The 26,457-nt window shown below is 57.0% G+C and carries 26 protein-coding genes and 1 pseudogene; 14 read left to right on the top strand and 13 right to left on the bottom strand.

Features of this window, described 5'->3' with window-relative positions; all coding sequences use genetic code 11:
- Window positions 1-41: 41 nt before the first annotated feature.
- The 7 genes from ODJ80_RS10325 to ODJ80_RS10295 all read left to right on the top strand — a co-directional run bounded on the left by ODJ80_RS10325 (window position 42) and on the right by ODJ80_RS10295 (window position 6,838).
- The gene (locus ODJ80_RS10325; protein WP_263042004.1) at window positions 42-473 is read left to right on the top strand and encodes a GtrA family protein; all 432 of its coding nucleotides are present in this window, start codon (window positions 42-44) and stop codon (window positions 471-473) included.
- Between the two features lie 60 nt (window positions 474-533).
- Complete coding sequence (locus tag ODJ80_RS10320; protein WP_263042003.1) at window positions 534-1,817, top strand: LCP family protein; 1,284 nt, start codon at window positions 534-536, stop codon at window positions 1,815-1,817.
- Between the two features lie 24 nt (window positions 1,818-1,841).
- Window positions 1,842-3,152 carry an LCP family protein gene (locus ODJ80_RS10315; RefSeq protein ID WP_263042002.1) on the top strand — a complete coding sequence of 437 codons (1,311 nt, stop codon included), beginning with the start codon at window positions 1,842-1,844 and terminating at the stop codon, window positions 3,150-3,152.
- 33 nt (window positions 3,153-3,185) lie between these two features.
- Entirely contained in the window at window positions 3,186-4,106 is a 921-nt protein-coding gene (locus tag ODJ80_RS10310) for a nucleotidyltransferase family protein (protein WP_263042001.1), read from the top strand.
- A 325-nt stretch (window positions 4,107-4,431) separates the two neighbouring features.
- Complete coding sequence (secG, locus tag ODJ80_RS10305; protein WP_178862860.1) at window positions 4,432-4,680, top strand: preprotein translocase subunit SecG; 249 nt, start codon at window positions 4,432-4,434, stop codon at window positions 4,678-4,680.
- Between the two features lie 131 nt (window positions 4,681-4,811).
- Window positions 4,812-5,543 (top strand): GNAT family N-acetyltransferase, encoded by a 732-nt coding sequence (locus ODJ80_RS10300; RefSeq protein WP_178862856.1) that lies wholly within the window; start codon window positions 4,812-4,814, stop codon window positions 5,541-5,543.
- A 14-nt stretch (window positions 5,544-5,557) separates the two neighbouring features.
- Window positions 5,558-6,838: a methionine gamma-lyase family protein gene (locus ODJ80_RS10295; protein WP_263042000.1), complete on the top strand. Its 1,281-nt coding sequence runs from the start codon at window positions 5,558-5,560 to the stop codon at window positions 6,836-6,838.
- A gap of 56 nt (window positions 6,839-6,894) precedes the next feature.
- Here ODJ80_RS10295 and ODJ80_RS10290 read toward each other — a convergent pair whose 3' ends face one another.
- The 4 genes from ODJ80_RS10290 to ODJ80_RS10275 are packed head-to-tail and all read right to left on the bottom strand — an operon-like array spanning window position 6,895 to window position 10,289.
- The gene (locus ODJ80_RS10290; RefSeq protein ID WP_263041999.1) at window positions 6,895-7,800 is read right to left on the bottom strand and encodes an alpha-hydroxy acid oxidase; all 906 of its coding nucleotides are present in this window, start codon (window positions 7,798-7,800) and stop codon (window positions 6,895-6,897) included.
- 38 nt (window positions 7,801-7,838) lie between these two features.
- Window positions 7,839-7,991, bottom strand: coding sequence for a FeoB-associated Cys-rich membrane protein (locus ODJ80_RS10285; protein ID WP_178862850.1), 153 nt, complete (start codon window positions 7,989-7,991; stop codon window positions 7,839-7,841).
- A 9-nt stretch (window positions 7,992-8,000) separates the two neighbouring features.
- Complete coding sequence (feoB, locus tag ODJ80_RS10280; RefSeq protein ID WP_263041998.1) at window positions 8,001-10,046, bottom strand: ferrous iron transport protein B; 2,046 nt, start codon at window positions 10,044-10,046, stop codon at window positions 8,001-8,003.
- A 21-nt stretch (window positions 10,047-10,067) separates the two neighbouring features.
- Window positions 10,068-10,289 (bottom strand): FeoA family protein, encoded by a 222-nt coding sequence (locus ODJ80_RS10275; RefSeq protein ID WP_178862846.1) that lies wholly within the window; start codon window positions 10,287-10,289, stop codon window positions 10,068-10,070.
- Window positions 10,290-10,600: 311 nt separating this feature from the next.
- On the opposite strand from ODJ80_RS10275, the gene ODJ80_RS10270 reads away from it, so the two are divergent.
- From ODJ80_RS10270 to ODJ80_RS10250, 5 genes and pseudogenes are all read left to right on the top strand, one after another.
- On the top strand, window positions 10,601-11,377 hold the full coding sequence (locus ODJ80_RS10270) for a type III pantothenate kinase (RefSeq protein WP_178862844.1): 777 nt from the start codon (window positions 10,601-10,603) through the stop codon (window positions 11,375-11,377).
- Window positions 11,378-11,562: 185 nt separating this feature from the next.
- Window positions 11,563-12,729 carry a lysylphosphatidylglycerol synthase transmembrane domain-containing protein gene (locus tag ODJ80_RS10265; RefSeq protein WP_178862842.1) on the top strand — a complete coding sequence of 389 codons (1,167 nt, stop codon included), beginning with the start codon at window positions 11,563-11,565 and terminating at the stop codon, window positions 12,727-12,729.
- Window positions 12,719-13,171 (top strand): cytidine deaminase, encoded by a 453-nt coding sequence (locus tag ODJ80_RS10260; RefSeq protein ID WP_263041997.1) that lies wholly within the window; start codon window positions 12,719-12,721, stop codon window positions 13,169-13,171. The genes ODJ80_RS10265 and ODJ80_RS10260 overlap by 11 nt, the downstream gene beginning before the upstream one ends.
- Window positions 13,168-13,602, top strand: a pseudogene (locus ODJ80_RS10255) (GNAT family N-acetyltransferase); the annotation flags it as partial. The gene ODJ80_RS10260 and the pseudogene ODJ80_RS10255, both read left to right, overlap by 4 nt.
- Before the next feature lie 147 nt (window positions 13,603-13,749).
- On the top strand, window positions 13,750-14,211 hold the full coding sequence (locus tag ODJ80_RS10250) for an HD domain-containing protein (protein ID WP_263042026.1): 462 nt from the start codon (window positions 13,750-13,752) through the stop codon (window positions 14,209-14,211).
- 53 nt (window positions 14,212-14,264) lie between these two features.
- On the opposite strand, the gene ODJ80_RS10245 is transcribed toward ODJ80_RS10250, so the two are convergent.
- Window positions 14,265-14,846, bottom strand: coding sequence for a uracil-DNA glycosylase (locus ODJ80_RS10245; protein ID WP_178862840.1), 582 nt, complete (start codon window positions 14,844-14,846; stop codon window positions 14,265-14,267).
- Between the two features lie 149 nt (window positions 14,847-14,995).
- On the opposite strand from ODJ80_RS10245, the gene ODJ80_RS10240 reads away from it, so the two are divergent.
- Window positions 14,996-15,553 carry a PduL/EutD family phosphate acyltransferase gene (locus ODJ80_RS10240; RefSeq protein WP_442863913.1) on the top strand — a complete coding sequence of 186 codons (558 nt, stop codon included), beginning with the start codon at window positions 14,996-14,998 and terminating at the stop codon, window positions 15,551-15,553.
- 189 nt (window positions 15,554-15,742) lie between these two features.
- On the opposite strand, the gene ODJ80_RS10235 is transcribed toward ODJ80_RS10240, so the two are convergent.
- Window positions 15,743-16,621 (bottom strand): LysR family transcriptional regulator, encoded by an 879-nt coding sequence (locus tag ODJ80_RS10235; protein ID WP_263041995.1) that lies wholly within the window; start codon window positions 16,619-16,621, stop codon window positions 15,743-15,745.
- Between the two features lie 132 nt (window positions 16,622-16,753).
- Here ODJ80_RS10235 and ODJ80_RS10230 point away from each other — a divergent pair, with 132 nt between their 5' ends.
- A complete protein-coding gene (locus ODJ80_RS10230; protein WP_178862835.1) occupies window positions 16,754-17,782 on the top strand; it encodes a YeiH family protein in 1,029 nt (342 codons plus the stop codon).
- Window positions 17,783-17,821: 39 nt separating this feature from the next.
- Here the strand turns inward: ODJ80_RS10230 and ODJ80_RS10225 are convergent, their stop codons facing one another.
- From ODJ80_RS10225 to uxaC, 7 genes are all read right to left on the bottom strand, one after another.
- On the bottom strand, window positions 17,822-19,969 hold the full coding sequence (locus tag ODJ80_RS10225; protein WP_263041994.1) for an ATP-dependent helicase: 2,148 nt from the start codon (window positions 19,967-19,969) through the stop codon (window positions 17,822-17,824).
- A gap of 184 nt (window positions 19,970-20,153) precedes the next feature.
- The gene (locus ODJ80_RS10220; protein WP_178864158.1) at window positions 20,154-21,455 is read right to left on the bottom strand and encodes a TRAP transporter large permease; all 1,302 of its coding nucleotides are present in this window, start codon (window positions 21,453-21,455) and stop codon (window positions 20,154-20,156) included.
- A 3-nt stretch (window positions 21,456-21,458) separates the two neighbouring features.
- Window positions 21,459-21,938, bottom strand: coding sequence for a TRAP transporter small permease (locus ODJ80_RS10215; RefSeq protein WP_263041993.1), 480 nt, complete (start codon window positions 21,936-21,938; stop codon window positions 21,459-21,461).
- A 17-nt stretch (window positions 21,939-21,955) separates the two neighbouring features.
- Complete coding sequence (locus ODJ80_RS10210; RefSeq protein WP_263041992.1) at window positions 21,956-22,990, bottom strand: TRAP transporter substrate-binding protein; 1,035 nt, start codon at window positions 22,988-22,990, stop codon at window positions 21,956-21,958.
- 27 nt (window positions 22,991-23,017) lie between these two features.
- A complete protein-coding gene (locus ODJ80_RS10205) occupies window positions 23,018-23,872 on the bottom strand; it encodes an SDR family oxidoreductase (protein ID WP_263041991.1) in 855 nt (284 codons plus the stop codon).
- A 34-nt stretch (window positions 23,873-23,906) separates the two neighbouring features.
- Window positions 23,907-24,956 (bottom strand): mannonate dehydratase, encoded by a 1,050-nt coding sequence (uxuA, locus tag ODJ80_RS10200; protein ID WP_263041990.1) that lies wholly within the window; start codon window positions 24,954-24,956, stop codon window positions 23,907-23,909.
- Between the two features lie 34 nt (window positions 24,957-24,990).
- Window positions 24,991-26,397, bottom strand: a complete 1,407-nt coding sequence (gene uxaC, locus ODJ80_RS10195; protein ID WP_263041989.1) for a glucuronate isomerase — start codon at window positions 26,395-26,397, stop codon at window positions 24,991-24,993.
- Window positions 26,398-26,457 lie beyond the last annotated feature (60 nt).

Below are 26,457 nucleotides of genomic sequence, written 5' to 3'. Positions count from 1 at the left end.
AACCTAGGCGGGTGTCCCCGCGGCTGAGAAAGGAAAAAGCCATGGAAAAGTGGAAGGCACTGTTTTTTAAATATAAGGAATTGATTCTTTATGTTTTTTTCGGCGGTCTAACCACCCTGGTGAACTGGGGCGGCTATTGGCTGCTGGCAGATCTGTTTCATGTGCCCTATCTGTGGGCCACTGCCATTGCCCAAATCGCCTCCATCTTGTTTGCCTATGTGACAAACAGAATTTGGGTCTTTGAGAGCAAGGCCAAAGGCTGGGGGCCTGTGTTGGGAGAAATGGTGCGTTTCTTTGGCTGTCGGGCCTTTTCCTTTGTGTTAGATTTGGTGTGCATGCGGGTTGGCGTGGGAATGTTGCTCATCAATGACAAGGTGATGAAGCTTCTTTCCAACATCATCGTTATCATCGTCAACTATGTGTTCAGCAAGGTGTTTGTTTTTCGTAAATCCCAGGAAAAACAGGGACATTGACGTGGCACCCGCTTTCGGGTATAATAGTAAAAATTATGTCAAGCAGGGAGGACTTTTCCCATGGCGCGAAAAAGTCAGGAAAGCTACCAGCAGTTTGAGGACGTTTCCAGCTATTCTTCCTCCAAGGAATACAAAAAAAGGAAAAAGAACCGGCGGGGCCGCGCGGTGCTGCGGGGCATAGGCGTGTTCTTTTGCCTCTTGTTCATCCTCTTTGGCAGTGGTTTGGTCTATGTTTCCACCGGCCTGCTTTCCGATTTGACCACCACCTCCATCGCCAAGGACAACGAGACCCTGGGGATTGATCCGGAAAATATCGTTATGGATGACAGCGTCCGCAATATTGCCCTGTTCGGCGTGGATTCCCGCAACGGGGATTTTACCGGCCTTTCCGATGTGGTGATGATCCTTACGGTGGATAACAAGCATGGGAAGATCAAGATGACCTCGATCCTGCGGGACAGCGAAGTGCAGATCGAGGGCGAAAGCTACAACATGGGCTACTTGAACTATACGGATAAAATTAACGCTGCCTACCAATACGGCGGGCCGGAGCTGGCCATCCGTACCCTCAACCAGAATTTCAGCGTCGATGGCTCCAGCTTGAATATCCGGGACTACGTCACGGTGAACTTTGCCAACATGGCCGCCATCGTGGACGCTTTCGGCGGGGTAGATATCGAGCTCACCGCTGAGGAAGTGGGTGCAGTCAATGACAACCTGTGGGCCCTCAGCCAAGAGGTGGAGCAGCAAAAAGAAACCGATCAGGCAAACGGTACCTACGAGGAACAGACCTACGCGGAGATCACCTCTGAGGATTATATCCCGGATATCAACGGGGAGATCAACATTGCTTATGGCGAGTATGAGGATGGTACATACCACTTAAACGGCAATCAGGCAGTGGCCTATGGGCGCATCCGCTATGTGGACAGCGACTGGGGCCGTGTGGAGCGCCAGCAGACGGTGCTGATCGCCTTGGTGAGCAAGCTGACCGAAATGGGGATTTCCGATTATACCAGCCTGATCTCTCAGCTGATGCCCTATTGCGAGACCTCTTTGGACCTTGCGGATATTGTCTCTATGACCCCGATCCTGTTTACAGGGTTTTCTATGGATCGGATCAGCGTGCCGGATCCTGATTATGAAACTGACCTGTTTAGCGATTATATCGACAATGTCTATCATATGCAGTACAGCACAGAAGGCGCGGGAGAGCGCATCAGCGCTTTCATCTATGAGGAGGATTCCCCCTATTGGGAGATTTATGGAGATACCTCGCAGGTGACCAGCAGTGAAAGCAGCGCCAGCGGCGCGAACGGAAGCAGCAGCGGCTCGGAGGAATAAGCCGGGCCAGCGCGGAGGAATGGAATGGGTTATCGAGACTATCAGAACGGCCCCCGCCACAGCGGGGGAAACCGTGGGCAAAATGGCGGACGTTCCCGGCGGGAGCCCCTGCGGGACCACTACTATTATGAAGAACCGCCCCGCGGATGGAAAGAAGGGGACGCCTTTCAGGACATTTCCAGCTATTCCTCCCCGGAAAAGCGCCGGGCCGACCAGAAGGCCATGGAGGAACAGCGCCGTTCTGCCCAGCGTGCTTCCGGCAGAAACGCGGGGAAAAGCGGCAAAAACAGCCAGGATATTTACAGCAGCAGCCGTCCCGTCCGTTGGAAAAAGTCCGGCTTGGGAAAGAAGATCGTTGCGGTGCTGCTTGTTCTGGTCGTGGTTTTGGCTGGAAGCCTCGTCTATATGCTCAGCGGCCTGACGATGACCTCGATCTCTAAGGATTCCGGCTCCCTGGGCATCCAGTCCGGGGCTTTTTCCGATTCTCGAATCGTTAACATCGCCCTCTTTGGCCTGGACGCCCGGGAGGATACGGACAGCGGCCGCTCGGATGTGGTGATGGTTCTCTCTGTGGACAAGCGGCACCACACCCTGAAGCTTACCTCTATTTTGCGGGACAGCGAGGTGGCGATTGAGGGCTATGGGTATGATAAGATCACCCACGCCTATGCCTATGGCGGGCCAGAGCTTGCGATTAAAACCATCAACCAGAATTTCAATTTGGACATCAAAAATTATGTTACAGTCAATTTCCATCAAATGGCAGAGATTGTAGATGCCTTTGGAGGTGTTGACATGGATTTGACTGCCGACGAGGTCTATCAGCTCAACCAGAACCTTTGGACCCTGAGCCAAGAGTCTCCCGGTACGGTGGTATCCTCTGATTACATTCTCAATATCTATGGGGAGATGGACCTGATCAACGGCCCCTTTGAGGGCGGCACCTACCATCTGAATGGCAACCAAGCTGTGGCTTACGCCCGTATCCGCCACATCGACAGCGACGATGTGCGGGCCTCCCGGCAGCAAGAGGTGCTTCAGGCCCTGCTGCAGAGCCTGAAGAAAAAGAACATATTCCAGATCCCCGGCCTGGTCCGCAAGGTCTTTTCCGTCTGCGAGACATCCCTCAGCGTGGGGGAGATGCTCTCTCTGACACCCATTGTCTTTGGCGGGCTGAACTTGCAGACCCTCTCCATCCCCGGAGAGGAAGAGCAGGCATACGGCGCTTACACAGATAGCGGCAGCTGGGTGTATGAATATGATTTGACGGCGGCCTCCCAACACATCAGCCGTTTTATTTACGAAGAGGAATCCCCCTATTATACAGGGGAATGATAAGACCAGAATACAAAAGAGAGGACGAGTTATATGAGCGATCCCGTATTGGTCATTATGGCTGCCGGAATGGGCAGCCGGTACGGCGGCTTGAAGCAGATTGATCCGGTGGGGCTGTGCGGGGAGAAGATCATCGACTTTTCCCTGTTTGACGCCCGGCGGGCTGGCTTTAAAAAGGCCGTCTTCATCATCAAAGAGGAGCTTCTTCCCGATTTCCAGGAGGCCGTGTTCCAGAAGGCCTCTCAATATATGGAGATTGGCTGGGTGTTCCAAAAGCTTACGGATGTACCGGAGGGCGCCGTGGTGCCGGAAGGCCGCGTAAAGCCCTGGGGCACAGGGCACGCGGCTCTCACTGCCGCCCGGATTTTAGGGGACGCTCCCTATGCTGTCATCAACGCCGACGATTTTTATGGCCGGGAGGCCTTTGAGAAAATTTACAAGTTTCTCAAAAATGCCCAAGATGGGGAAAAGCTGGATTTCGCCATGGTGGGCTTTTACCTGAAAAACACGGTTACGGAAAACGGCTATGTATCCCGGGGCGTGTGTGAAACAGCCGGCAGGATGCTGCGGGGGATTACAGAGCGCACCCGCATTGAGAAGAAAAAAGATGGTATTGCCTATTCAGAGGATGAGGGACAAACTTGGATCCCCCTGTCTCCGGACGCGGTAGTCTCCATGAACCTGTGGGGCTTTACCCCCGGCTTTACCTCGGCATTAGAGGAGGATTTCCGGCGCTTCTTCCAAGAAGATGTGCCGAAAAATCCGGAAAAAGCGGAGTTCTTCCTGCCCTTTGTGGTCAACGACCTGCTTGCTCAGGGAAAAGCCCAGGTGACGGTGTTGTCCTCTGCGGACAAATGGTACGGGGTCACCTATAAAGAGGATAAGGAAAAGGTGGTTGACGCGATTCGGACCATGACAGAGCAGGGACAGTATCCCTCGCCCCTGTGGCAGTAACACCCTGAAAAAAACTGGCCCTTTGGCGCCTCCCCTGCAGGAAAAGCGGCCAAAGGGCGAGCGGCCGGAGCCCTTGGGAACTGGATATTCCGCGATGCCCCCCAAAGAGCCCCGGTCCTTTTGGACGATATCCCGTTCTTCCAGGCAGCAAACGCTTTCCTGGCCGCTTGACCATAGTGTGGGCAAACTGTGCGGGTTTATGCAGCTGCGCGGAATTTTTTCCGGGACATGCTTGCAAAATCCCGTCAGATATGGTATGATAAACACCGTTATTTTGGATATGCCACTATCCCCGTGGAACGCTTTTAGGAGGAATCAGAAGAACATGAACCCTATTGAGATCATCCTGGGCATTGTGCTGTTGCTCTTTGCCATTGCCATCATCATCGTGATCCTGCTGCAGGAAGGCAGCCAGAAAAACCTGGGCGTTGTCACCGGCGGCGCAGACACCTTCCTCTCCAAGAACAAGGCCCGCTCGGTGGACGCTTTCCTGTCCCGCTGGACCAAGTTTATCGCCATCGGCTTTTTTGTCCTTGTAATTGTCACTAACATCATCCTGTATTTTGTGGTGTGACGTCAATCCTGCGCCGGTTGTTTGGTAAAGGCGCGGGTGGTGCCGCGTTTTATCCGCATCGGGCTCCCATGCGCCCCGCGATCTCGCGGGGCGTTTTTCATTGAGTTGATAAGAAAGGAGGAAACACCTGCGTGATACGCCTGGTGGAAAGAGAGCAGGACCAGCGCCGCCTGCTGGCTTTGTGTGAAAAGACAGCCTTTGGTTGCAAGATCGCCTCTTGGGCTACCGCCTATGGATTTGATAAAAGCTTTGCCTGCTTTTGGCTGGATACAGAAGCGGATGTGGTGTTCTGCCTTGCGGATGGTGTGATGCTGCTTTCCGGCACCGTGCTGGATGGTTCCTCTTTGCGGGTGTTTTTCCGTGCCGTGGGGGCGAGAGAGGTTTTTTGCGCTGTGCGAAACGCAGAGGCGCTTGGCCTGCCCAAGGCCGTCTCAGGGGATGTGTTAAGGCATCCTTTGGCGCATGGAGAGGCGCCGCCCATGCCGCTGTTCCCAGTGAATATCCGGGAGATTTACGCCCTGCTGGAGGAAAACAGCATGGTGGAAGAATTTGAACCCTTCTACCTGGACCTTTCCCACAAGCTCCGGCATCAGGCCGCCTTGGCTCTTTCTGTGCCAGGGCGGGATGGGCTGCGCGCCTGCGCGGTGGTGTCCTCCATCACGCAGCGGGGAGCGATCCTTTCAGCCCTGGCCGTAGAGGAGTCCTCCCGCCGCCAGGGGCTGGGATCTGCGCTGGTAAAGAAAGCGGAATCCTATTTCCCTGGAAAGACCATGTATGTCTTCCGGGAGAAGAATAAAAACAAGGAATTTTACCGGGGCCTGGGTTACACCAAGACAGATACCTGGGTTCATGCCAAGCTGTAAGGAGAGGTACCCCTATGGAGCTTTATCCCTATTTTCACATTGCCCCCAAGCTGCTGGAGGCGGCCCAGCGGGCCGAGGAGTTGGCCCGGCCTCAGTTTCGGGAAATCGAGTCCATCCAGCGCTACAACCAGCAGAAAATGCTGGCCGCGTTCAACCGGGCCGGTGTCAGCGAGAGCCACTTTGTGGGAAGCACCGGCTATGGCTACGGAGACCGGGGCCGGGATGTGCTGGACCAGGTCTACGCCTACGCCTTTGGCGCGGAGGACGCCCTGGTGCGCCACAACTTTGTCAGCGGCACCCATACCCTCACAGTTGCCTTATTCGGTGTTTTGCGGCCGGGAGACAAGATGCTCTGCGTCACGGGCACTCCCTATGATACCATTCAGGGTGTCATTGGCATGAGTGGCCGGGAAGAGCCCGGCTGTTTAAAGGAGTTCGGCATTCAGTATGAGGAGCTGGACCTGCGGCCCGATGGCATGCCCGATTTGGAGGCCATGGAACAGCGGATCAGCCCGGAGTACAAAATGATTTATATTCAACGTTCTCGGGGCTACAGCCTGCGCCCTTCCTTGCGGGTGGAGGACATCGCTCCCATAGTGGAGATAGCCAAGCGCAAGGCGCCGGATTCCATTGTCATGGTGGATAACTGCTACGGCGAATTTGTGGAGCGGGAAGAGCCCCTGGCTGTGGGCGCCGACATGATTGCCGGCTCTCTCATCAAAAACCCCGGCGGCGGCATCGCCCCCACCGGCGGCTATATTGCGGGCCGCCGGGATCTGGTGGAGCTGTGCTCCTACCGGTTGACCACCCCTGGTACCGGCCGGGAGATTGGCTGCACCCTGGGCAACAACCGGGAGCTGTTCATGGGCGCCTTCCACGCGCCCCATGTGGCTGGAGAGGCGTTGAAAACCGCTGTGTTTGCCTCCGCTCTGTTCTCTCAGCTGGGCTTCGGCGTTACCCCCACGGTGGAAGAGAAGCGCGGGGACATCATCCAAGTGATGATGCTGGAAAACGCCAAAAACTTGATCGCCTTCTGCAAGGGCGTGCAGAAGGGCGCGCCGGTGGATTCCTTTGTGGTGCCCGAGCCCAGCGACATGCCCGGCTACGACAGCCAGGTGATTATGGCCGCTGGCGCTTTTACCCTGGGCTCCTCCATCGAGCTCTCCGCCGACGCCCCCCTCCGAGAGCCCTACGCCGCCTGGATGCAGGGCGGCCTCAATTACCACAGCGGCCAGCTTGGCATGCTCTTGGCAGCCCAGGAGATGCTGGACGAGGGCCTGTTGAACCTCCAGTAAAAACACGCAGCAAAAAGCCGCCGGGCCATGCCCGACGGCTTTTCTTGTGGGAAAAATCAGTGCAGATGCTTCCCGTCTATCCACAGCAGGGAGGTGTCGATATGCCGGACGTCCCGGGAGCCCGTGCGGGCCATGGCCGCCGCCAGTTCCCCGGTGATGTCCTCCAAGGTGTGCTGGCAGCCCTCCGGGCCCTGCTGCTGGATGGGCGGCATCAACGCCCGGCCTACGCCTACGCCGTCGGCCCCAAGGGCCAAAGCCTTAAAAACATCCATACCGTTTTCAAAAGATCCGTCTACAAAAACAGGGATCTTTCCCTTTACGGTCTCTACAATTTCCGGCAAAACCATCAATGCCGGCACCGCAGAGGCCATAATCCCGTGGTGGTGGGAGACCAGGACACCGCCCACCCCGGCGTCTAAACACTTCTGGGCGTCCTGGGCGCTGAGCACCCCCTTGATGAGGAAGGGCAGCTTGGTGCGCTTGCAGTAGGAGGCAATCTCTGCCAGCGTCTTGGGGCGCATGGGCATGCCCAGCACGTTGTCCGGCTGGCCCTGGCCGTTAAAGCTGTGGTCAATGTCCATGCCAATGGCCACAGCGCCAAGTTCTTCCGCCTGCTCCATGCGGGAGAAAATCTCTCTTTCATCCGCATAGGGCTTGATAATCCGCACCAAAGGCACGCCGGTTTTGGCGATTTCCCCGTACTGCTCCAGGCTGGTCATGCCCACCCAGGTGAGGGCCCCGGCTTTGGCAGCGCCCTGGGCCATCTGCACCATGCCGTCCCCGTCTTTCCCCGGGATATGGGAGAGGGCGGCCGTCATCACCGGTGTGGAAAATTTCCTGCCGAACAGCTCCACAGAGGTGTCCGGTACCACCGCATCCATGTACCGTGTCTCCACCAAAATCCGCTCAAAATACCGCTCCGTAATGGCGTTGGAATCTCCTGGCTTCCGCCGCGTTTCCATACAGGCAACTCCTTTCCACTGTGCCCGCAGGCACGCTTTCAGCGCTTCTTACATTGGGAAAGCCGGTTGGAGCACCCGCTGCACCCAGCGCAGTGGCCGCCGCAGCCTTTGCGCCTGCGGATGGATCTTCCCGCGAAATACACAGCCACCGCCAGTAATGCCAGCAGCAGCGCGGTAAAAAATGTCCCCATGGCGCCGCCTCACACAAACAACAGGCCAATATGGTACACTGCGAAGGTGATAACCCACGCCACCGCGATCTGGAAAACCGCCGTCAGGCCCACCCATTTCCAGCTGCCAGTTTCCTTTTTGATGGTGGCCAGCGTGGCCGCGCAGGGAACATACAGCAGGGAGAAGGTCATCAGGCAGTAGGCGTTCAGCGGGCCAAAACCAATGGCAGAAAGGGCGCTCATCAAAGAGGCCATGCCCTCGGTGGAGGTGATGCTGGTCACCCCGAAGAGCACCGCTGTGGAAGACACCACCACTTCCTTGGCAGAGATGCCTGCAATCAGTGCCACTACAATCTGCCAGAACCCCAAACCGATGGGGGAGAAGAAGGGTACGATAAACCGGCCGATCATGGAGCCAAAGGTGTTGCCCATGTCCTGTGAGTACCCAGAGGGGCCGAAGTTCAGCAGCACCCACATGATGATGGAGGCTACAAAGATAGTGGTACCCGCTTTGGTGAGATAGTCCTTCACCTTTTCCCACACATAGATGGCAATGGTCCGCGCGCTGGGAGCCTTGTACTCCGGCAGCTCGATGAGCAGGGAATTTTCCCGCTGCTTTTTTCGGTCCATCAAGTGGAGGACAAAGGCACTGGCAATGGCAACCAAAATCCCCAGCAGATACATGGAATAGGCCACCAGCAGCGCGTTCTCCGGGAAAAACAGCTCGGAAAAAAGCACATAGATGGGCAGCCGGGCGCTGCAGGACATAAAGGGCGTGATCAGCATGGTCTTGTACCGGTCACGCTTGTTCTCCAGGGCACGGGAAGCCATAATGGCGGGCACCGTGCAGCCAAAGCCCAGGATCATGGGGATGAAGGAGCGCCCGGAAAGCCCCAGCCTACCCATAATGCTGTCCATCACATAGGCCACCCGGGACATGTATCCGCTGTCCTCCAAAAAGGCCAGAGCCAAAAACAGGATGAAGATATTGGGCAAAAACAGCAAAATGCCGCCCACGCCGGCGATGATGCCGTCCACTATCAGGGAGTTGAGCAGCGGCGCCACATGGAGCGCCTCCAGCCCGGCGGCCACCCCTCCGGAGATGGCGTCCAGCCCCAGCTGGAAGTAGCCTTTCAGCCAGTCGCCCACCGTAAAGGTGAGGAAGAATACCAGCGCCATAATGCACAGGAAGATGGGCAGGCCCCAAATCCGGTGGGTCAACAGCTGGTCGGCCTTGTCAGTCAGCGCTTCCTTGGCGGATTTGTTTACCAGCACCTCTTGGATGACCTCGTCGATGAAGTCATACTTCTGGTTGATGATGTCCTTCTCATAACTGCGGTCCAACACGTCTGGAAGGTCCACCGGATAGTCCCGGGTGATCTCCGTGTCGTTCTCCAGCAGCTTGATGGCGTGCCAGCGCAAGTTATCCAAATCAGGATATTTCCGTTTCAGCGCCTCCATCAGCAGGTCGATCTTGTCCTCAAGCGCATCGCTGTACACCATCACATATTCTTCGTGGTGGTCGTGGCGGTGGCGGGTCTGCTCGGTGTGGTGGTGGCTGGTGGCCTCTGTGGCCTTTTGGTCTTTGTGGTGGGCTGCTGCGTGCATCAAAATATCCAAGCCGGTCTTTCGCCGGGCGGATACCGGGATTACCGGAATGCCCAGCATTTCCGGCAGGCGGTGCAGGTCAATTTCCATGCCCCGCTTCTGCACAATGTCCATCATGTTCAGCGCCAGAATAACCGGCTTTCCCAGCTCAATCAGCTGTAAGGTCAGGTACAGGTTACGCTCCAAAGAAGAGGCGTCTGCTACATCAATGATGACATCTACGTCATCACTCAAAATATACTGCCGGGTCACCTGTTCCTCCATGGTGTAGGAGGTTAAACTGTAGGTGCCCGGCAGGTCCACCAGCTTGTACTCGTGATCGTGGAACTGAAAGAGTCCCTCTTTTTTCTCCACCGTGACGCCGGGCCAGTTGGCCACCTTCAGGTTGGCCCCGGTATAGGCGTTGAACAACGTGGTCTTGCCGCAGTTTGGGTTCCCCACAAACCCAATAGATAGCTCGTGTGCCATAGATTCCCATTCCCCCTTGTTTTACAGCGCTGCTACGCCAATGTGGGAGGAGATCCCCCAGCCCACAGCAAAACGCGTGCCCCGTACTTTGATAATCATGGCGCCCCTGCGTTTTTTTCGCAGTATAGAGATGGTGCTTCCCTCGATCAGCCCAAGGGCCTCTAAGCGTCGTTCCAGCTCCACAGGCAAATCCAGCCCTTTTACAATATATTGCGCGCCTGCGTTTCCCTCCTGCAAGGTCATTTGGAAAATCCCTCTTTTCTCAAAAAATCGCCGCTCAGGGCGGCGGAAGAGGAAGGACAAGGGCCTGCTGAACCCTTAAGCCCTCTCAAGTTAGTTCACTATAAACAAACTAGCACATCCCTCCCCAATTGTCAACTTGTTAGTTTTGACTACTTCTTCAAAAAGTTCGCCGCTTTCCCATTGCGCAGGGGGTTAACGCAAATTTTTCTGGGATTTCTTCCGCTTGTGCGGAAACTGTGGTATACTGAAAACCCAAAGCTGTGCGGCGGGCTTGCCCGTCTGTGTAAACCATGGAAAGCGAGGCGCTTTGTATGCTGTTAGCGTTGGATGTTGGAAACACCAATATTACATTAGGGGTATTTGACGGGGAGCGGTTGCTGTTTGTTTCCCGCATGGCCACGGACGCCTCCCGCATGGAGGATCAATATGCCATTGAGCTTCGCGACATCCTCCATCTCTATGGGGTGCGCCGGGCCAACATCACCGGCGCGGTGCTCAGCTCCGTGGTGCCGAAGCTGACAGGCTATCTTTCCCACGGGGTGGAAAAGCTCTTTTCTGTCAAGCCCCTTATCGTCAGCTATGAGACCGTAAAGGAATTTCTGCCCATTGCCATTGACCAGCCAGAAACCACGGGCCCCGATCTGATTGCTGGGTGTGCGGGAGCGAAGGCCCTGTATTCCTGCCCCTGCATTGTCATCGACCTGGGCACGGCCACCACCCTGGTGGCTCTGGACCGGGAGGGGGTAATGGTGGGGGGCGCCATTGTGCCCGGCGTGGGGATCTCCCTGGATGCCCTCACCAGCCGCGCTGCGCTGTTGTCCTCGGTCAGCCTAGAGCCCCCCGCCCATGTGGTGGGGCGCGATACGGCGGAGTGCCTGCGTTCCGGTGTGCTCTACGGCGCTGCGGCTATGCTGGATGGGTTGTGCGACCGAATGGAACAGGAGCTGGGCTACCCCTGCCGGGTCATCGCAACGGGAGGCTTGGCCGGCCTGGTGGTTCAGCACTGCAGGCGGCAGGTAGAGTGCAGCGATACCCTTCTTCTGGAAGGGCTGAAAGAAATTTATCTCCGGGCGGGCGCAGAGCGCTGAGATCGTAAGGAAACCGTAAGAGTGCCGTATTTGCATTGAAGGGGCAGCCGTGGTACAATAAATACCGTGTTTGCGGAAGACGCGCTTGGCTTTGATTCTTTTTTGATTTCTTTTCGGTATTCTGTACTGTGGGGGAGAAGCCAGGTTGTCTCCCGCCCTATTTTGTGCATTGGATCGGTGGACTTATGGAAAAGATGGAACAGAAAAAGCAAGAGTGCGCGAAGGCGGAGAACGTGGCTCCGGCAGGGGAAGAGAAGGGGAAAAGGCGGAAAATCCCCTGGAGCATGCTTTACATTGTGGCTACCATTGTGGCAGTGCTGTTGTTTGGCTTATTCAACCGGGAGTTTGGCAATGTGTTCCGCACCATCGCCAACCTGACTCCCGGCTTTTTGACCCTGGGTGTGGTGGTCAGCCTGGTGTATTTCCTTTTCGAGGGGGAGATTTTCCGGCTGCTGCTCCATAGCCAGGGATACCACATCAGCGTGCTGGAGGGCTTGAAAAACGCCCTTTTGGGCCTGTACTATTCCTACATCACCCCCAGCTCCACTGGCGGCCAGCCGATGCAGTCGGCTTATCTGCTGCGGGATAAAAAGATCCCTGTGGGCATTTCCACGGCTGCGCTGATCATTAAGTTCATGTGCTTTCAGTGCGCCTTTGTTTTGGTATCGGTGGCGTCCTTTGTGGGAATGTACACGAAGCTGGCTGCGGAGAACCCAGGTATCATTCCGTTTATAATTTTAGGGCTTGGAATCAATGGCTGCTCCATTGTGTTTTTTGCCTCCTTGTTCCACAAGCCCATCCTGCATCAGATTTGCCGGTTTGCCAAATGGCTGATGGGACGGTTTGGATTCCTGCGCAGGCGCACCGGCCTTTTGAACTCCATCGACCGGTTTGAAGCGGACTTCAGCAGCTATACGGATGACTTTAAAGGAAAGCAGAAAAGCCTGATCGCCGCGATGCTGCTGTCCATTCCGCAGTTCATCTTGCAGATGAGCGTCATCTATTTTATTTTCCGGGCCTTTGGCTATCACGATGTAAGCTACCTTGAGGTGCTGGCGGTGCAGAGCATGCTGCAGGTATCGGTTTCCTTCATGCCCATGCCCGGGGCCTCCGGCGCGCAAGAGATCGGTTTTTCCTCTTTTTTCCGCAACTATTTTGTCAACGACGACCTCTATGCCGCTGTGATGGTCTGGCGCTTTTTTACCTATTATCTCGTGGTCATCGCCGGAGCCATCCTGGTGGTGGCAGACCAGTTTGTGTACCGCCGGAAGAAGCTGCGGGAGGCGCTGGCTTCTCCAGTGGCAGAGAACGTGGAGGAATATAAAGAGGAGGGAACTCAAGATGAATCGTGAGGCCGGGATAGAAGAGACCCTCTACCGCTTGGCGGTGGAGCTCATACAGAAAAGATACCCCAAGGGCTGGGGCGGCGCGGCAGTGCTGCGCACAGAGCAAGACCACTACCTGACCAGCGTGGCCCTGGAGACCGCCAACGCCAGCGCAGAGCTGTGCATTGAAGTGGGCGCTATGTGCGAAGCCCATAAGCTGCAAGAGCGGGTCACCCATGGCCTGTGCCTGGTGCGGGAGGATGAGCAGAGCCCCTTCACGGTGCTCACGCCCTGTGGCATCTGCCAGGAGCGCTACCGCTTCTGGGGTGAGCAGGTGAAAGTGGCGGTCACCACGCCGGACAACTCTCTGCGGTTCGTTTCCTTGGGAGAGCTCCAGCCCTACCACTGGAGCGCCGCTTACCCGCCGGAGGAGCTGGAACACTATCAGCCTAGGGAGGAACTTCTATGAAGGTCCTTGAAACAGAGCGCCTGATCCTTCGCCCCTGGCGGCTGGAGGACGCGGCGGACATGTATGCCTACGCCAAGAATCCCAACGTGGGCCCCAATGCCGGCTGGAAGCCCCACGAGAGCGTGGAGGAATCCCGGGCCATTTTGGAGAGCTGGATTCACAGCGGCGCGGAGGAGGACATTTGGGCCATCGTCCCCAAAGAGACGGGCCGGGCCTGCGGCTCCATTGGCCTCCACCAGGACGGCCGCCGCCCAGGTGTGCCCAACTGCCGGGAGCTGGGCTACGTCCTGGGCCAGGAGCAGTGGGGCAAGGGCTACATGACCGAGGCCGCTAAGGCGGTCCTCCGTTACGGCTTTCAGGAGTTGGGCTTGGGGCTTATCTCAGTACGTCATTCTTCTTACAATCAGCGCTCCCGCCGGGTGATCGAGAAATGCGGCTTCCACTATGAGGGCACTATGCGCCAATACAACCGCCTGTACGATGGCACCATCTTGGACGGCTGTTTCTACTCCCTTACCGCCCAGGAGTTCGCCGCGGGGAAGCCCGTGCCCCGGGACAACAGTGCCTTGGCCCGGGCCATGTGCCGCTACGAGGGGGACTGCGTCCAGCGGGTCAACCATTTTCTCAAGGTTCACGGCTTCGCCAAGATTATTGGAGAGGGGGAGGGCTACCCGCCGGAGATCCGCCAGCTGTTAGAAGCGGCAGCCCTGGTCCACGATATCGGAATCCGTCCCAGCCTGGAAAAGTATGGCAGCTCCGCCGGCCCTTACCAGGAAAAGGAGGGCCCCGCCGTCGCGAAGGCCATGCTGGAGGAACTGGGGTATCCGCCCGCCTTTGTGGAGCGGGTGTGCTTTCTGGTGGGCCACCACCACACCTACACCGCCATAGACGGAGTGGACTATCAGGCTTTGGTGGAGGCGGATTTCCTGGTCAACATTTCCGAGGACGGTATGGAGCGCCCTGCCATTGAAACGGTTGAGAAGCAGATTTTCCACACGGCAGTGGGCAAAGAGCTTTTGCGGACCCTGTACCTCGCATAAGGTTGTAAATGGAAGAAGCGCCGGAGAGATTTCTCCGGCGCTTCTTGTGGGTTCTATCCTTTTTTTGCGATGTCACACCCCAGTTCGTCGATCTTTTCCCGCAGCTTCAAATAATCCTCGAAAGCGGCGGGCTTTTGAGCGGGGTTGCGCAGCAGGGCGGCGGGGTGAAGGGTTGCCATCATCAGGGTTTCCCCCTTCTCAAAGAAGATGCCGTGTTCCTTGGTGATTTTGATGTCCGGCTTGATGAGCTTCATGGCGGCAATGCGACCAAGGCACACCAAGATCTTGGGCCGCAGCAGGGCGAATTGGTTGCGGAGATAGCCGATGCAAGCCTCCTGTTCCTCGGGCTTGGGGTCCCGGTTCATAGGGGGGCGGCATTTCACAATATTGGTGATATACACATTCGTCTTCCGGTCTAGGTCCACAGCGGCTAAAAGCTTATCCAGCAGTTGGCCGCCCCGGCCCACAAAGGGCTCTCCTTGCAGATCCTCGTTTTCTCCGGGCCCTTCCCCCACGAACATCACCTGGGCCTTGGGGTTGCCCACGCCGAACACCACGTGGTTTCGGGTTTCGCAGAGAGCGCACTTCCGGCAGCTCAGACAGGCTTCCTCTAATTCGCTCCAATGATTCAGCATAATGTTCTCCTTACAGCGTGGATTCTCGTTCAAAATTGTACCACAGGCAGGCCGCCTTGTAAATTCCCATTGAAATTTTCCTTCTCCGGTAGTACAATGAGAGTGCAAACTGCTGGATGTTATTAAAGGAGGAATTTCCCGTGAAAGTTATGGTCGAAACATCCGCCCATCATGTCCATGTTTCCGAGGCGGACCTGGAAGCCCTGTTTGGCAAGGGCGCTACTCTCACCAATAAAAAGGACCTTTCCCAGCCTGGCCAGTTCGCCTGCGAGGAAAAGGTGGAGGTTGTGGGCCCCAAGGGCACAATGAAGATGTCCATTCTGGGCCCCACCCGTCCTGAAACCCAGGTGGAGATCTCCCTGACCGATGCCCGCAAACTGGGCGTCACCGCTCCCATCCGGGAGTCCGGCGATCTGGAAGGCACCCCCGGCTGCGTGCTGCGCGGCCCCGCTGGGGAAGTGACCATTGAAAAAGGCGTCATCGCCGCTAAGCGCCATATCCACTTCAACCCCGACGAGGCCAAGGAAGCCGGCGTAGTGGACAAGCAGGTGGTCTCTGTGAAGGTGGATTACAACGGCCGCAGCCTGATCTTCGGCGATGTGGTGTGCCGCGTCAGCCCCAAGTACGCCCTGGCCATGCATGTGGATACGGATGAGTCCAATGCCGCTGCCCTTCCCGGCACTGTGGACGGGGAAATCATCCTGTAAAAATCGAAAAATAGTATACAGAAAAAAGAAAGCAGGCGCTGTTCACAATGCGTCTGCTTTCTTTTACATCCGCTATTTTTACTATTTTTAAGCCAGCCAAGCAATCGTTCTGCAGATTAGAGGGAATAACTAACCGAGATACCTTTGAAGTCGTCCCTTGGAGGGATTCTGGACGAAGGCCATGCTTTTTCACCCCTCTTGCAGAAGCTGAAAAATCCTGCGGAATTCTTCCTCGAATACGCTTCCCTGCTGCCAGAGAAAGGTAAAATCGTGGTGGATGGAGCAGTCCTCCAAGGGGATTTCCTGCAGCAATCCAGACTCCAGTTCTCTTTGTACCACTGGCTGATAAAAGAAAGAAACCCCCGCCCCCGCCTTTACCAGGCTTTTGATCAGATTTAGGCTGCCTAGCTCCGTCCAGCGTCTAAAACTCTCCACCGAGAGGTTGTTGGCCTCCAGAACCCGTTCTAGAATGCTGCGCGTGCCGGAGCCAGGCTCCCGCACAAGAAGCCGCTCCTCCAACAGGTCTTCCAGACGGTGTACCGGGCGGGTGAAGGCGTAGCCGGGGGCCGCCACGGGGATATAGCGCTGTGTGCTGTAAACAAGGCCATCGTAAGCGGAACGGTCAAAGTTTCCTTCCACTATGGCGAAGTCAATCTCACCACGGTCCAGCAGAGAGAGCAGTTCCTGGGTGTTGGCGGCCAACATCCGCAGCCGGAGTTCGGGGTCCTTTTGAAGCAGGCGCAGCAGCGGCTCCGGCATGATGTATTCTCCGATGGTTAAGGTAGCGCCAAACCGCAGAAGGCGCTCCTTTCCCATTTGGCGCAAGGACTCCTGCAAACGTATCGCGTCCTGGCGCATGGTGCGGGCAGTACGGAGAAACAGCTCGCCTTCCTCTGTCAAAAAGAGCTGGCGGCTTTTATAGCGGAACAGCTTTCTGCCATATTGCTCTTCCAACGCCCGAACCTGCTGGGATACAGCCGGCTGGGTGATATGCAGCAGGCTGGCCGCCTTGGTAAAATTCATCGTTTCGCAGACCGTTAGAAAGGTCTCTACGCGAGGGTCCAGCATGGGCTCACCTCCTTCTCTTATTATAATATATATTTATTAAAAAATAAAGAAATATAATTTTACAGAATTGATTTTTTGGGATATAGTGGAACAGCAATCCAATTCTTCAAAAGGGAAGGGAAGCGGTTCCATATGAAAAAAATCAAAAGCAATCTCCCCGGCATAGGCCTGTGTTTGGCCTTGGCGGTACCCAGTTGGCTTCTGGGACGAGTATTCCCCTTGGTGGGAGGTCCGGTGTTCGCCATACTGATAGGCATGGTGATCTCCTTGTTCTACCGGCAAAAGGGGGGTGCTCAGGCAGGCATAGCTTTTACCTCTAAGAAGATCCTACAATATGCAGTCATTCTGCTGGGGTTTGGGCTGAATTTATCGCAAGTGGCCCAAGTGGGGGCCATGTCCTTGCCCATTATCCTCTCCACCATTACCACTTCTCTGCTGGTCAGCTTTGCGCTGTGCAAGCTGATGAAAATGCCAGCCAATATCTCCACTCTCATAGGAGTGGGCTCCTCCATTTGCGGAGGCTCGGCCATTGCTGCCACCGCCCCTGTAGTGGGTGCGGACGACGAGGAAATAGCGCAATCCATCTCTGTCATTTTCCTTTTCAACATCGCCGCCGCCCTGATCTTTCCCACGCTGGGAGGTTTTCTGGGCCTCTCGGACCAAGGCTTTGGTCTCTTTGCGGGCACCGCGGTCAATGACACTTCTTCGGTCACAGCGGCCGCGGCTGCCTGGGACGGCATGCATCCTGGCGCCAACACCTTGGATTATGCCACGATTGTTAAACTCACCCGTACGTTGGCCATCATTCCCATCACGCTGGCTCTGGCGCTTTGGCGCACTGCGGGGGCCAAGCGCTCTGGCGGAAGCCGGGAAAACCGTTTTTCCCTGAAGAAGGTATTCCCCTTTTTCATCCTGCTTTTTGTGCTTGCCTCCCTGATCACCACAGCTGCCACCTCTCTTGGCGTTCCCGCGGACTTTTTTCAGCCCTTTAAAGAGCTCTCCAAATTCTTTATCATTATGGCCATGGGGGCCATCGGTCTAAACACAAATCTCGTCAAGCTGGTGCGTACCGGCGGTAAGCCCATTTTGATGGGGTTGTGTTGTTGGGCTGCCATTGCCGCAGTCAGCCTGGGCATGCAGCGTGTGCTGGGAATTTGGTAAACGCGGCCCTTGTGGCAGGAAAACTTGTCCGCTGTCTCTTCAGCACAGTTCCAGCTTCACCCGGAAGGAGATTTTGCGGGGGGTTGCCATCCCGTCAAACAGGATGACATAGGCGCCCTTGTCACGGTCTGTCTCCAGAACGGTCCCCTCCCCGAAGAGGAAGTGCCGGACGCGCTGCCCTTCCGGCAGGATGGGCGCCTCCTCTTCCGGAAGGAGGCTCTGGCTGTGGCGGATGAAGTTTTGCGCCTCCTGAAGCAGCCCTTCCTCAGGCGGCTCGGTAAAGGAAAGCAGGCTCGGGTCAATCTCCAGCAGAAATCGGGAGGGATAGCGGGGAGAGCCGTCAAAATTTCTCCCGTCTGCTTCCGAGAGGTACAGCCCCTTTTCTGCCCGGGTAAAAGCCACAAAGGCCAGCCGGCGCTCCTCCTCCATTCCCGGCAGGGTACGCACTTTCCGAGAGGGGAAGATGCCCTCATTCATGCTGCAGAGGAACACATAGGGAAACTCCAGTCCCTTGGCCGCATGCACTGTCATCAGCTTTACCTGGTCTCCAGGTTCTCCCGTGTCCGCGTTGGTAAACAATGCCACATGGTTTAGATAATGGGGCAGGGTGACTTCCTCCCCGCAGGTGGTCTCATATTCATAGATGGACTGTTTCAGTTCGGCAAGGTTGTCCAAACGCTCCTGGCTTCCCTCTGTCCGAAGCATGGCCTCATAGCCGCTGGCGTTCAGCAGAGCGGACAGCACTTCTGAGACGGGCCTGCCTTCGTAGTTTTGAGAAAAATCCTTGACCAGCGAGAGAAACTGCTTTGCCTTGGTCCCTTGGAAAAGGGGGCCGTCCACATGATCCTCCAGCGCTTGATAGAGGGAGCAGCCCTGGGCCTCCGCGGCCTCCTGCAAAAAGGCCATACGCCGCTTGCCCAGGTTCCGTTTAGGGGTGTTGACCACCCTCCGGAAGGAGAGATCATCCTGATAGGCAATCATCCGCAGATAGCTCAGGGCGTCCTTGATTTCCATTCGATCGAAGAACTGCACGCCGCTGTAAATGGCATAGGGCACCTTTTCCCGCAGCAGCACCTCTTCCACCGCCCGGGTCACATAGTGGGCGCGGTAGAGCACTGCCATTTCCCGGTAGGGGACGCCCTGGCGGTGCAGCTCCTGGATCTGCCCAGCAATCCAGCCGGCCTCTGCTTCCTGGCTGCCGGCAAGGTGGCACACCACCGGGTTACCGGAGGGCAGGGTGGGGAGGAGGTCCTTCTTAACGCGGTGGGCGTTCTTGTCGATGAGGGAGTTGGCCGCCGCTAAGATCTCTGGAGTGGAGCGGTAGTTCTCCATCATCAGGATTGTTTTTGTCCCGGGAAACGCTTGGTCGAACTCCAAGAGGAATTTCACATTGGCGCCCCGCCAGGTATAGATGGTCTGATCCGGGTCCCCCACGATGAACAGGTTTTTGTGATAGCCGCACAGCACGGTCATCAGGTCGTACTGCAGCTGGTCGATGTCCTGAAATTCATCGACCATGATGTATTCCAGCCGCTCTTGCCATTTCAGGCGTATGTCCGGGTGTTCCTCAAAAATATATAGGGAGAACTTGATCAGGTCGTTGTAATCCAGCCCAAAGCACTTTTTCTCCTGGTAGAGGTACCCGTAAAAGATGATGTCTCTGGCTCCGCTGGCCTGGTCATACTTTTCCTTCAGGGTGTCCAGCGGCAGGGTGATCATGTCCCGGTAATACTCTGGGTCCTTGAAAAGCTTGCGAATCTCGATCATATCCCGGGCGGCGGAAAAGGTCATATCCCGCAGGGTCAGGCCCCGTTCCTCATAGATGAGCTGCAGCATGGAGTCAATGTCCCCGTTGTCCAGCACCAAAAAGCTCTTGGGATATTGGACGGCGTGGCTGTCCTCCTGCAGGATGGAGACACAGAAACCGTGAAAGGTGTTCACGTATCCGGTGTCGTTGTCTCCGGTGAGCCGGTGGATGCGCTGGCGCATCTCGTTGGCAGATTTGTTGGTGAAGGTGACGCAGAGGATGTTGCCCGGCAGAATACCCAGTTCGTTGACCAGATAGGCAAACCGGTGGGAGAGGGCGCGGGTCTTTCCCGAGCCTGCCCCGGCAATGACCCGCACGAACCCCTCAGTGGAAGTGACAGCCTGGCGCTGGGCGCCATTAAGACCTTGCAGCAAATCCATGGTGAACCCTCCTGAGCAGAACATTTGTTTTTATTATACCAGAAAAGATTCTTCAGAACAAGAAGTCAGAAGATGTTTTGCGACAGCGGCCGCTGCTAAATGGGTTTGCGGGTAATTGAAAATGGAAAAGGGCCTTCGCGGTGCGAAGGCCCTTTTTTGCATGTTCTCAGCCAGAGGGACCGGCCTATGCCAGCCCTGTGAGCTGGGGCAGAATCATACTGACCGCGGGGATATAGGTCACCAGAAGCAGCCCCACGAGGATGGCTACATAATACCAGAGCATGTAAGGCATGGTTTTGGAGAGGGTGCTCCGGCCCACCTTGATGGCCACAAACAGGGTGTTGCCTACGGGCGGCGTGATGTTGCCAATGCACAGGTTGTACACCAGCACCAGGCCGAAGTGGATGGGGTCCATGCCGAAGGTCTGCACGATAGGCAGGAACAAGGGGGTGAAAATCAGGATGGCGGGGGTCACGTCCATAAAGGTGCCAGCTACCAACAGGATCAGGTTCATGATGAGCAGGATGATGATGGGGTTGTCCGTGATGCCCAGCAGCAGGGCGGACACCGCCTGGGGGATCTGTAAGAAGGCCATGACCCAGCCCAGGATGTTGGACACACCAATGAGAAACACCACCATGCCGCTCATTTTGGCGCTCTCCACCACAATGTTCCAGAAGGACTTGAGGGTGATGTTCCGGTAGCAGATGCCTAGGATCAGGGAGTAGATCACCGCGATGGCAGAGCCTTCCGTGGCGCTGAATACGCCGGCTACAATGCCGCCAATAACCACCACGATCAAGGAGAGGGAGGGAAGTGCCTGCAGGGTGGCCTTGCCCAGAGTAGCCCAGCTGAACTTGCCGGGGGTGCCTTTATATCCCTTCTTCTTCGCTAGGATAATGGCCACCGCAATGCAGCACAGGGCCCAGATGACGCCGGGCAAGTAACCCGCCATGAACAGAGCCGCTACGGAAGTGCCGCCAGCGGCCAAAGAATATGTAATCAGCGCGTTGGAGGGTGGGATCAGCAGGCCAGAGGGAGCCGAGGCGCCATTGGTGGCGGCGCACAGGTCCTTGTCATAGCCCTGCTCTTCCTCGCCTTCCCGCACCATGGAGCCCACGGCGGCGGCAGCGGCGGAGGCCGAACCAGAGATCGCTCCAAACAGGGCGTTTGCGCCCACGTTGGTCACCAGCAGCGCGCCGGGCAGCTTGCCCAGAATGGCCATGACGAAATTCACCAGCCGTTTGGCAATGCCCCCTTGGTTCATCAAATTGCCTGCCAGGATGAAGAAGGGGATAGCGGTCAGGCTGAATTTGCTCATGCCCACAAAGATGCGCTGGGCCCCCGTGACCACAGAGATGTCCAGAGGGACGGTTTGCAGAATCGTGACCAGGGAAGCAATGCCAATGGAGTAGGAGATGGGAACGCCTACCACCAGCAACACTGCCAGAATGCCAATGATCATCAGCAGAGATTGCATTGCCATAGCTTACGCCCCCTCCTTTTTGCCTTTGCAGATGTCATAGATGTTTAAGATGGTGTACAGGATGTTGATGACACCACACACCGGCATGGCCACATAAAATACGCCCACGGCCACCCCCAAAGAAGAGGTCATCTGGCCCATGGCCAGCAGGGTGATGCGGTAGCCTCCATAGATGAGGATGATGGCGGAGAAGGCCATGGCGATGAGTTCTCCAAAGACACCGAAAAATTTTTGGGCCCCCAAAGGCATCTTTTCCACCACCACAGGGATGTTCATGTGGCCCCGCTCCCCGGTGATGAGAGAGGCGCCGAACAAGCTGGCCCAGGCGAACAGGTAGCCCACCAGTTCTTCCGACCAGGTGGAGGGGTTGTTTAAGACATAGCGGGTAAAGACCTGCCAGCAGGTCAGGGCGGTCATGGCAATCAGGCTTACTCCCGCCAGGACATTCATAATACGGTTGAGCACTTTACGGGTAGCTTGCATACAGAAACGCCCTCCTTTCACTGGGAATCCGCCGGGTACTCGGCGTTGTGCTCCTGGATGAGCTCATAGATGGGGGCCAGATCGGGATAATCCTCCAGCATCTCCTGATGCATAGGGGCCACCGCCTCCTGGAAGGGGGTAATGTCCGGATAGCTGAAATTCACGCCTTGCTCATTCTCAGCTTTTTCTTTGGCCTCCTCTACAGCGGTTTCCCAGGCATCCCGCTGAGTCTGATTGAGGATCTGGAACCCCTCGTCAAAGATGGCCCGCTCTTCCTCGCTCAGACCTTTCATAAAGTCCAGATTGCCGATGAGGATATCCGGGATCATCTGGTGCATGGTGTAGGAGTAATACTTACAGATGTCACCGTGGCCGTTGTCTGTCAAAGCCAGCTCGTTGTTTTCCGCCCCGTCCAGCATCTGGGACTGAAGGGCCGTGTACACGTCGCCAAAGCCCATGGGGGTGGCAGAGCCCCCCAGCAGCTCCATCATCCGCACGTTGGTGGGGGATTGCTGCACCCGAATCTTTAAGCCCCGCAGGTCCTCCGGCGTCTCGATGGGTGTGTTGATGGTGTAGAAGTTCCGGGTGCCCGCGTCCAGCCAGGTGACGGCCTCAAAGCCTGCCTGCATGGTGGACTCGAAAATGGGTCCCACGATGTTTGGGTCGTCCATGGAGGCGTGGTAGGCTTCCGGACTGGCGAACAGGTAGGGCAGATTAAACAGGGTGTAGTTGTCTGAGAAGGTCTCCAGCAAGGAGTTGGAGGCCACGCAGAAGGTGATGGCGCCGGTCTGGGTCAACTGCACCATCTCGTTCTGAGAGCCCAAAAGCTCGCTGGGGAAAATCTGGATGTCATATTTGTCCCCCAGCTCCCCTTCAATGTACTCCTCAAAAGCCAGCAGGCCCGTATGGGTGGGGTGGTTGGTGGATTGGTTGTGGCCAATGCGGATAATCTGTACGCCACTGGCGGAGGCGCCTCCCGAGCAGCCGGAAAGGGCTGTCAATGCCAACGCGCCAGCCAGTGCAAGGGCGGCCGTGCGCAGTATTTTTTTCATAGAGCCTTCCTTTCTCCGAAAAGCTGTTTACACGCCGGAATAAGCGGAGAAGCCGCCGTCAATGGGAATGCACACGCCGGTGATGAAACTGGCGGCTTCGTTGTTCAGCAGGAAGAGTACAGCCCCTGCCAGCTCTTTTTCGCTGTCGCCAAAACGCCCCATGGGGGTGGCCGCCAGAATTTTTCCGGTGCGGGCAGTGGGGGTACCATCCGGGTTAAAGAGCAGGGCGGCGTTCTGCTTGGTAGAGAAGAAGCCGGGGGCGATGGCGTTTACCCGGATGCCCGCCTTGGAGAAGTGCACCGCCAGCCACTGGGTAAAGTTGGTGATGGCTGCCTTGGCACCGGAGTAGGCGGGGATTTTGGTCAGGGGTGTGTAGGCGTTCATGGAGGAGATGTTCAGAATGTTGCACCCTTCCCGGCCCACCATCTGCCGTGCAAAGGCTTGGGTGGGGATAAGGGTGCCGATGAAGTTCAGGTTGAAGACAAATTCCACGCCGCTTTCATCCAGGTCGAAAAAGCTCTTGGTGTCTGCCTCCAGGTCGCCGGGCTCAAAATACTCCTTGTCGGTGGTGGCCCGGGGATTGTTGCCTCCTGCCCCGTTGATCAGCACGTCGCAGGGCCCCAGGTCGGCCATAACCTGGTCTGCCACGGCATAGCACATGTCCTTGTCCAGCACGTTGCACTTGTAGGCCCGGGCCACGCCGCCCTCGTCATTGATCTCCCCGGCAAACTGCTGGGCGGCCTCCTCGTTCAGGTCCAGCAGGGCCACCTTGGCCCCCGCCCGGGCCAGCACCTTGGCAAAGGCGGAGCAGAGCACGCCGCCTGCGCCGGTGACAACCGCCACTTTTCCAGTTAGATCAGTGTTCAGCACGTTCTTTTCCATGTTCATACCATCCTTTCTTAGAGTCTATTTTGTATCACGATTTTTTGGCCTTTTCACAAGCCTCAAAGAGCCCATTGATGTACGCGGCTCCCAAAGCCCGGTCATATAGCCCGTAGCCGGGTTTGCCGGTCTCGCCCCAGATCATGCGGCCATGGTCGGGGCGGACGTAGCCGTCAAAGCCGGTTTCCACCAGGGCTTTGACGATCTCGTACATATCCAGGCTGCCGCAGCTGGACAGGTGGGCCCGCTCCTCAAAGGAGCCGTCCTCCAAAATCTTCACGTTGCGCAGGTGCATAAAGCCAATGCGCCCGGCGGCGGAATACTTCCGCACCAAGGCGGGCACGTCGTTGAACTTGGCGCAGCCCAGGGAGCCGGTGCACAGGCACAAAGCGTTGGAGGGGGAATCCACAATGGAGAGATAGCGGTCCAGGTTTTCCTCGCAGGTGATGACACGGGGCAGCCCGAAGATGGGGTAGGGCGGGTCGTCAGGATGCAGGGCCATGACCACGCCGCACTCCTCGGCCACGGGGATGACCTTCTTCAAAAACACCTCGATGTTTTTCCACAGGCCCCCCTCGCCCAGCTCGCCGTAGGCGCGGATTAAGTCCCGCACCTGCTCCTGGGTGTAGCTGGAGTCCCATCCCGGCAGGTGGATGTCGTCGGTGAGGGGGTCCAAGCCCTTCATCTGCTCCCAGTACATCACCAGGCTGGTGGAGCCGTCCGGGGCTTTTTTATCCAGCTGGGTGCGGGTCCAGTCGAACACCGGCATAAAGTTGTAGGTGACGCACTTGACGCCGTACTTGGCGCAGCGGCGCACGTTCTCGCAGTATGCCTCGATGTGGGCGTCCCGCTTCTCCGTGCCCAGTTTGATGTCCTCGCTGACAGGGATGGACTCCACCACGTCGAAGACCAGGCCGTGCTCTTCGCACTGGGCCTTCAGGCGGGCCAGGGATTCCTCCGGCCACACTTCGCCGGGTTTTACGTCGTATACAGCGGTGACAATAGAGCGCATGCCGGGGATTTGGCTGATGTACTCCAAAGAGATGGGGTCGGAATCCCCATACCAGCGGAAGGAAAGTTTCATAATGTCTTTTCTCCTTTCATAAGAGGCGGGGATGTTACCCCTCGATACCGATGAATTTTGCCACGTTGTTGTAGCAGATATCCTGCACCATAGCGCCCAGCAGAGCGTAGTCGGCAGGGGCCTGGCCATCTTCCACCCAGCCGCCGATCACGCGGCACAGGATGCGGCGGAAGTACTCGTGGCGGGGATAGGACAGGAAGGAGCGGGAATCCGTGAGCATGCCGACAAAGCGGCTGAGCACGCTGATGCTGGACAGATCCCGCAGCTGCTTTTCCATGCCGTCCAGATGGTCATTAAACCACCAGGCAGACCCGAACTGCACCTTTCCGGCGGTAGCAGCGTCATGGAAGCAGCCTCCTCCCGCCACCAGCTTCTCATTGTCTGAGGCGTTCAGAGTGTAGAGGATGGTCTTGGGAAGGGCATCCCGCAGGGCCAGACGGTCCAGCAGAGAGGCCAGAGAGGCGGCCGGGATGCCGTCGCCGATGGAGTCGCATCCTATGTCGGCACCCAGAGCTTGGAACCGCTTGGTGTTCAGGTTGCGCAGGGCTCCCAGGTGCAGCTGCATGGTGAAGCCCCGGGCAGCGTACTCCCCACCCAGGAAGTCCATGAGCAGGGACTGGTAGGCCGAGACCTCGTAGTCCAGGGGCGCCTCCCCGTCTAAAGCCTTCCGCATGGCCTCTTGGGCAGCCTCTTCATCCCATATGGTGAAATCCGGGGAGCCGAAGGACTGGTCGGACAGGCGGCAGCCGCAGCTGGCGAAGTAGTCCAGCCGCTGCTTCAGGGCAGTTTTCACATCGTCCAAGGTGCGGATGTACACCCCGGCAGCGGCGCCCAGCTTCTGGAGGTAGACGGGGTACTCGTCGTTTTCCACGTGAAGGATTTTGTCCGGCCGGAAGGTGGGCAGCACCTGGGTGCCAAAGCTCTTGTCCTCCGCCAGCAGCTTGTGGTACTGCAAGTCATCGGCGGGGTCGTCGGTGGTGCACAGGGCCCGGACCTTGCTGGAGGCGATCAGAGCGCGGGCCGTGCCCTGCGGGCTTTGGAGGACTCTGTTGGCCTTGTCCCAGATAGCGGGGGCGCTCTGGCTGTCCAGCAGCTCCTCTATGCCGAAAAAGCGCAGCAGCTCCAGGTGGGACCAGTGGTAGATGGGGTTGCCCACCAAGGCAGGCATCACGGCGGCGAAGCGCTGGAATTTCTCTTGGAAGGAGGCCTTGCCGGTGACGTACTCCTCGGGCACGCCGCAGGTGCGCATCACCCGCCATTTGTAGTGGTCGCCGGCCAGCCAGGCCTCGCCAATGTCGGAGAACTGCTTGTCCTCGTAAATCTCCTGGGGATTCAGGTGGCAGTGGTAGTCGAAGATGGGCATGTCCTCGGCATATTCATGATAGAGCCGGCGGGCAGGCTCGCTGTTGAGCAGAAAGTCGTCAGTAATGAAGGTTTTCACAATAAGAGCTCCTTTCCAAAAAGAATGCAGATAACGCAGCCAGCAGAAGAGGGAAACCTC

Origin of the sequence: Acutalibacter sp. LFL-21, from assembly GCF_025630755.1 — a bacterium.
Lineage (GTDB): Bacteria > Bacillota > Clostridia > Oscillospirales > Acutalibacteraceae > Acutalibacter > Acutalibacter stercoravium.
The sequence above is the reverse complement of the archived record's forward strand: the minus strand, read 5'-3'. Positions and strand labels throughout refer to the sequence as shown.

Excerpts from the sequence above, each read along its gene's own strand:
- ODJ80_RS10325 (WP_263042004.1), top strand. The coding sequence starts at position 42 with ATGGAAAAGTGGAAGGCACTGTTTTTTAAATATAAGGAATTGATTCTT.
- ODJ80_RS10320 (WP_263042003.1), top strand. The coding sequence starts at position 534 with ATGGCGCGAAAAAGTCAGGAAAGCTACCAGCAGTTTGAGGACGTTTCC.
- ODJ80_RS10315 (WP_263042002.1), top strand. The coding sequence starts at position 1,842 with ATGGGTTATCGAGACTATCAGAACGGCCCCCGCCACAGCGGGGGAAAC.
- ODJ80_RS10310 (WP_263042001.1), top strand. The coding sequence starts at position 3,186 with ATGAGCGATCCCGTATTGGTCATTATGGCTGCCGGAATGGGCAGCCGG.
- secG (WP_178862860.1), top strand. The coding sequence starts at position 4,432 with ATGAACCCTATTGAGATCATCCTGGGCATTGTGCTGTTGCTCTTTGCC.
- ODJ80_RS10295 (WP_263042000.1), top strand. The coding sequence starts at position 5,558 with ATGGAGCTTTATCCCTATTTTCACATTGCCCCCAAGCTGCTGGAGGCG.
- ODJ80_RS10290 (WP_263041999.1), bottom strand. The coding sequence starts at position 7,800 with ATGGAAACGCGGCGGAAGCCAGGAGATTCCAACGCCATTACGGAGCGG.
- ODJ80_RS10285 (WP_178862850.1), bottom strand. The coding sequence starts at position 7,991 with ATGGGGACATTTTTTACCGCGCTGCTGCTGGCATTACTGGCGGTGGCT.
- feoB (WP_263041998.1), bottom strand. The coding sequence starts at position 10,046 with ATGGCACACGAGCTATCTATTGGGTTTGTGGGGAACCCAAACTGCGGC.
- ODJ80_RS10275 (WP_178862846.1), bottom strand. The coding sequence starts at position 10,289 with ATGACCTTGCAGGAGGGAAACGCAGGCGCGCAATATATTGTAAAAGGG.
- ODJ80_RS10270 (WP_178862844.1), top strand. The coding sequence starts at position 10,601 with ATGCTGTTAGCGTTGGATGTTGGAAACACCAATATTACATTAGGGGTA.
- ODJ80_RS10265 (WP_178862842.1), top strand. The coding sequence starts at position 11,563 with ATGGAAAAGATGGAACAGAAAAAGCAAGAGTGCGCGAAGGCGGAGAAC.
- ODJ80_RS10260 (WP_263041997.1), top strand. The coding sequence starts at position 12,719 with ATGAATCGTGAGGCCGGGATAGAAGAGACCCTCTACCGCTTGGCGGTG.
- ODJ80_RS10250 (WP_263042026.1), top strand. The coding sequence starts at position 13,750 with ATGTGCCGCTACGAGGGGGACTGCGTCCAGCGGGTCAACCATTTTCTC.
- ODJ80_RS10245 (WP_178862840.1), bottom strand. The coding sequence starts at position 14,846 with ATGCTGAATCATTGGAGCGAATTAGAGGAAGCCTGTCTGAGCTGCCGG.
- ODJ80_RS10240 (WP_442863913.1), top strand. The coding sequence starts at position 14,996 with ATGGTCGAAACATCCGCCCATCATGTCCATGTTTCCGAGGCGGACCTG.
- ODJ80_RS10235 (WP_263041995.1), bottom strand. The coding sequence starts at position 16,621 with ATGCTGGACCCTCGCGTAGAGACCTTTCTAACGGTCTGCGAAACGATG.
- ODJ80_RS10230 (WP_178862835.1), top strand. The coding sequence starts at position 16,754 with ATGAAAAAAATCAAAAGCAATCTCCCCGGCATAGGCCTGTGTTTGGCC.
- ODJ80_RS10225 (WP_263041994.1), bottom strand. The coding sequence starts at position 19,969 with ATGGATTTGCTGCAAGGTCTTAATGGCGCCCAGCGCCAGGCTGTCACT.
- ODJ80_RS10220 (WP_178864158.1), bottom strand. The coding sequence starts at position 21,455 with ATGGCAATGCAATCTCTGCTGATGATCATTGGCATTCTGGCAGTGTTG.
- ODJ80_RS10215 (WP_263041993.1), bottom strand. The coding sequence starts at position 21,938 with ATGCAAGCTACCCGTAAAGTGCTCAACCGTATTATGAATGTCCTGGCG.
- ODJ80_RS10210 (WP_263041992.1), bottom strand. The coding sequence starts at position 22,990 with ATGAAAAAAATACTGCGCACGGCCGCCCTTGCACTGGCTGGCGCGTTG.
- ODJ80_RS10205 (WP_263041991.1), bottom strand. The coding sequence starts at position 23,872 with ATGGAAAAGAACGTGCTGAACACTGATCTAACTGGAAAAGTGGCGGTT.
- uxuA (WP_263041990.1), bottom strand. The coding sequence starts at position 24,956 with ATGAAACTTTCCTTCCGCTGGTATGGGGATTCCGACCCCATCTCTTTG.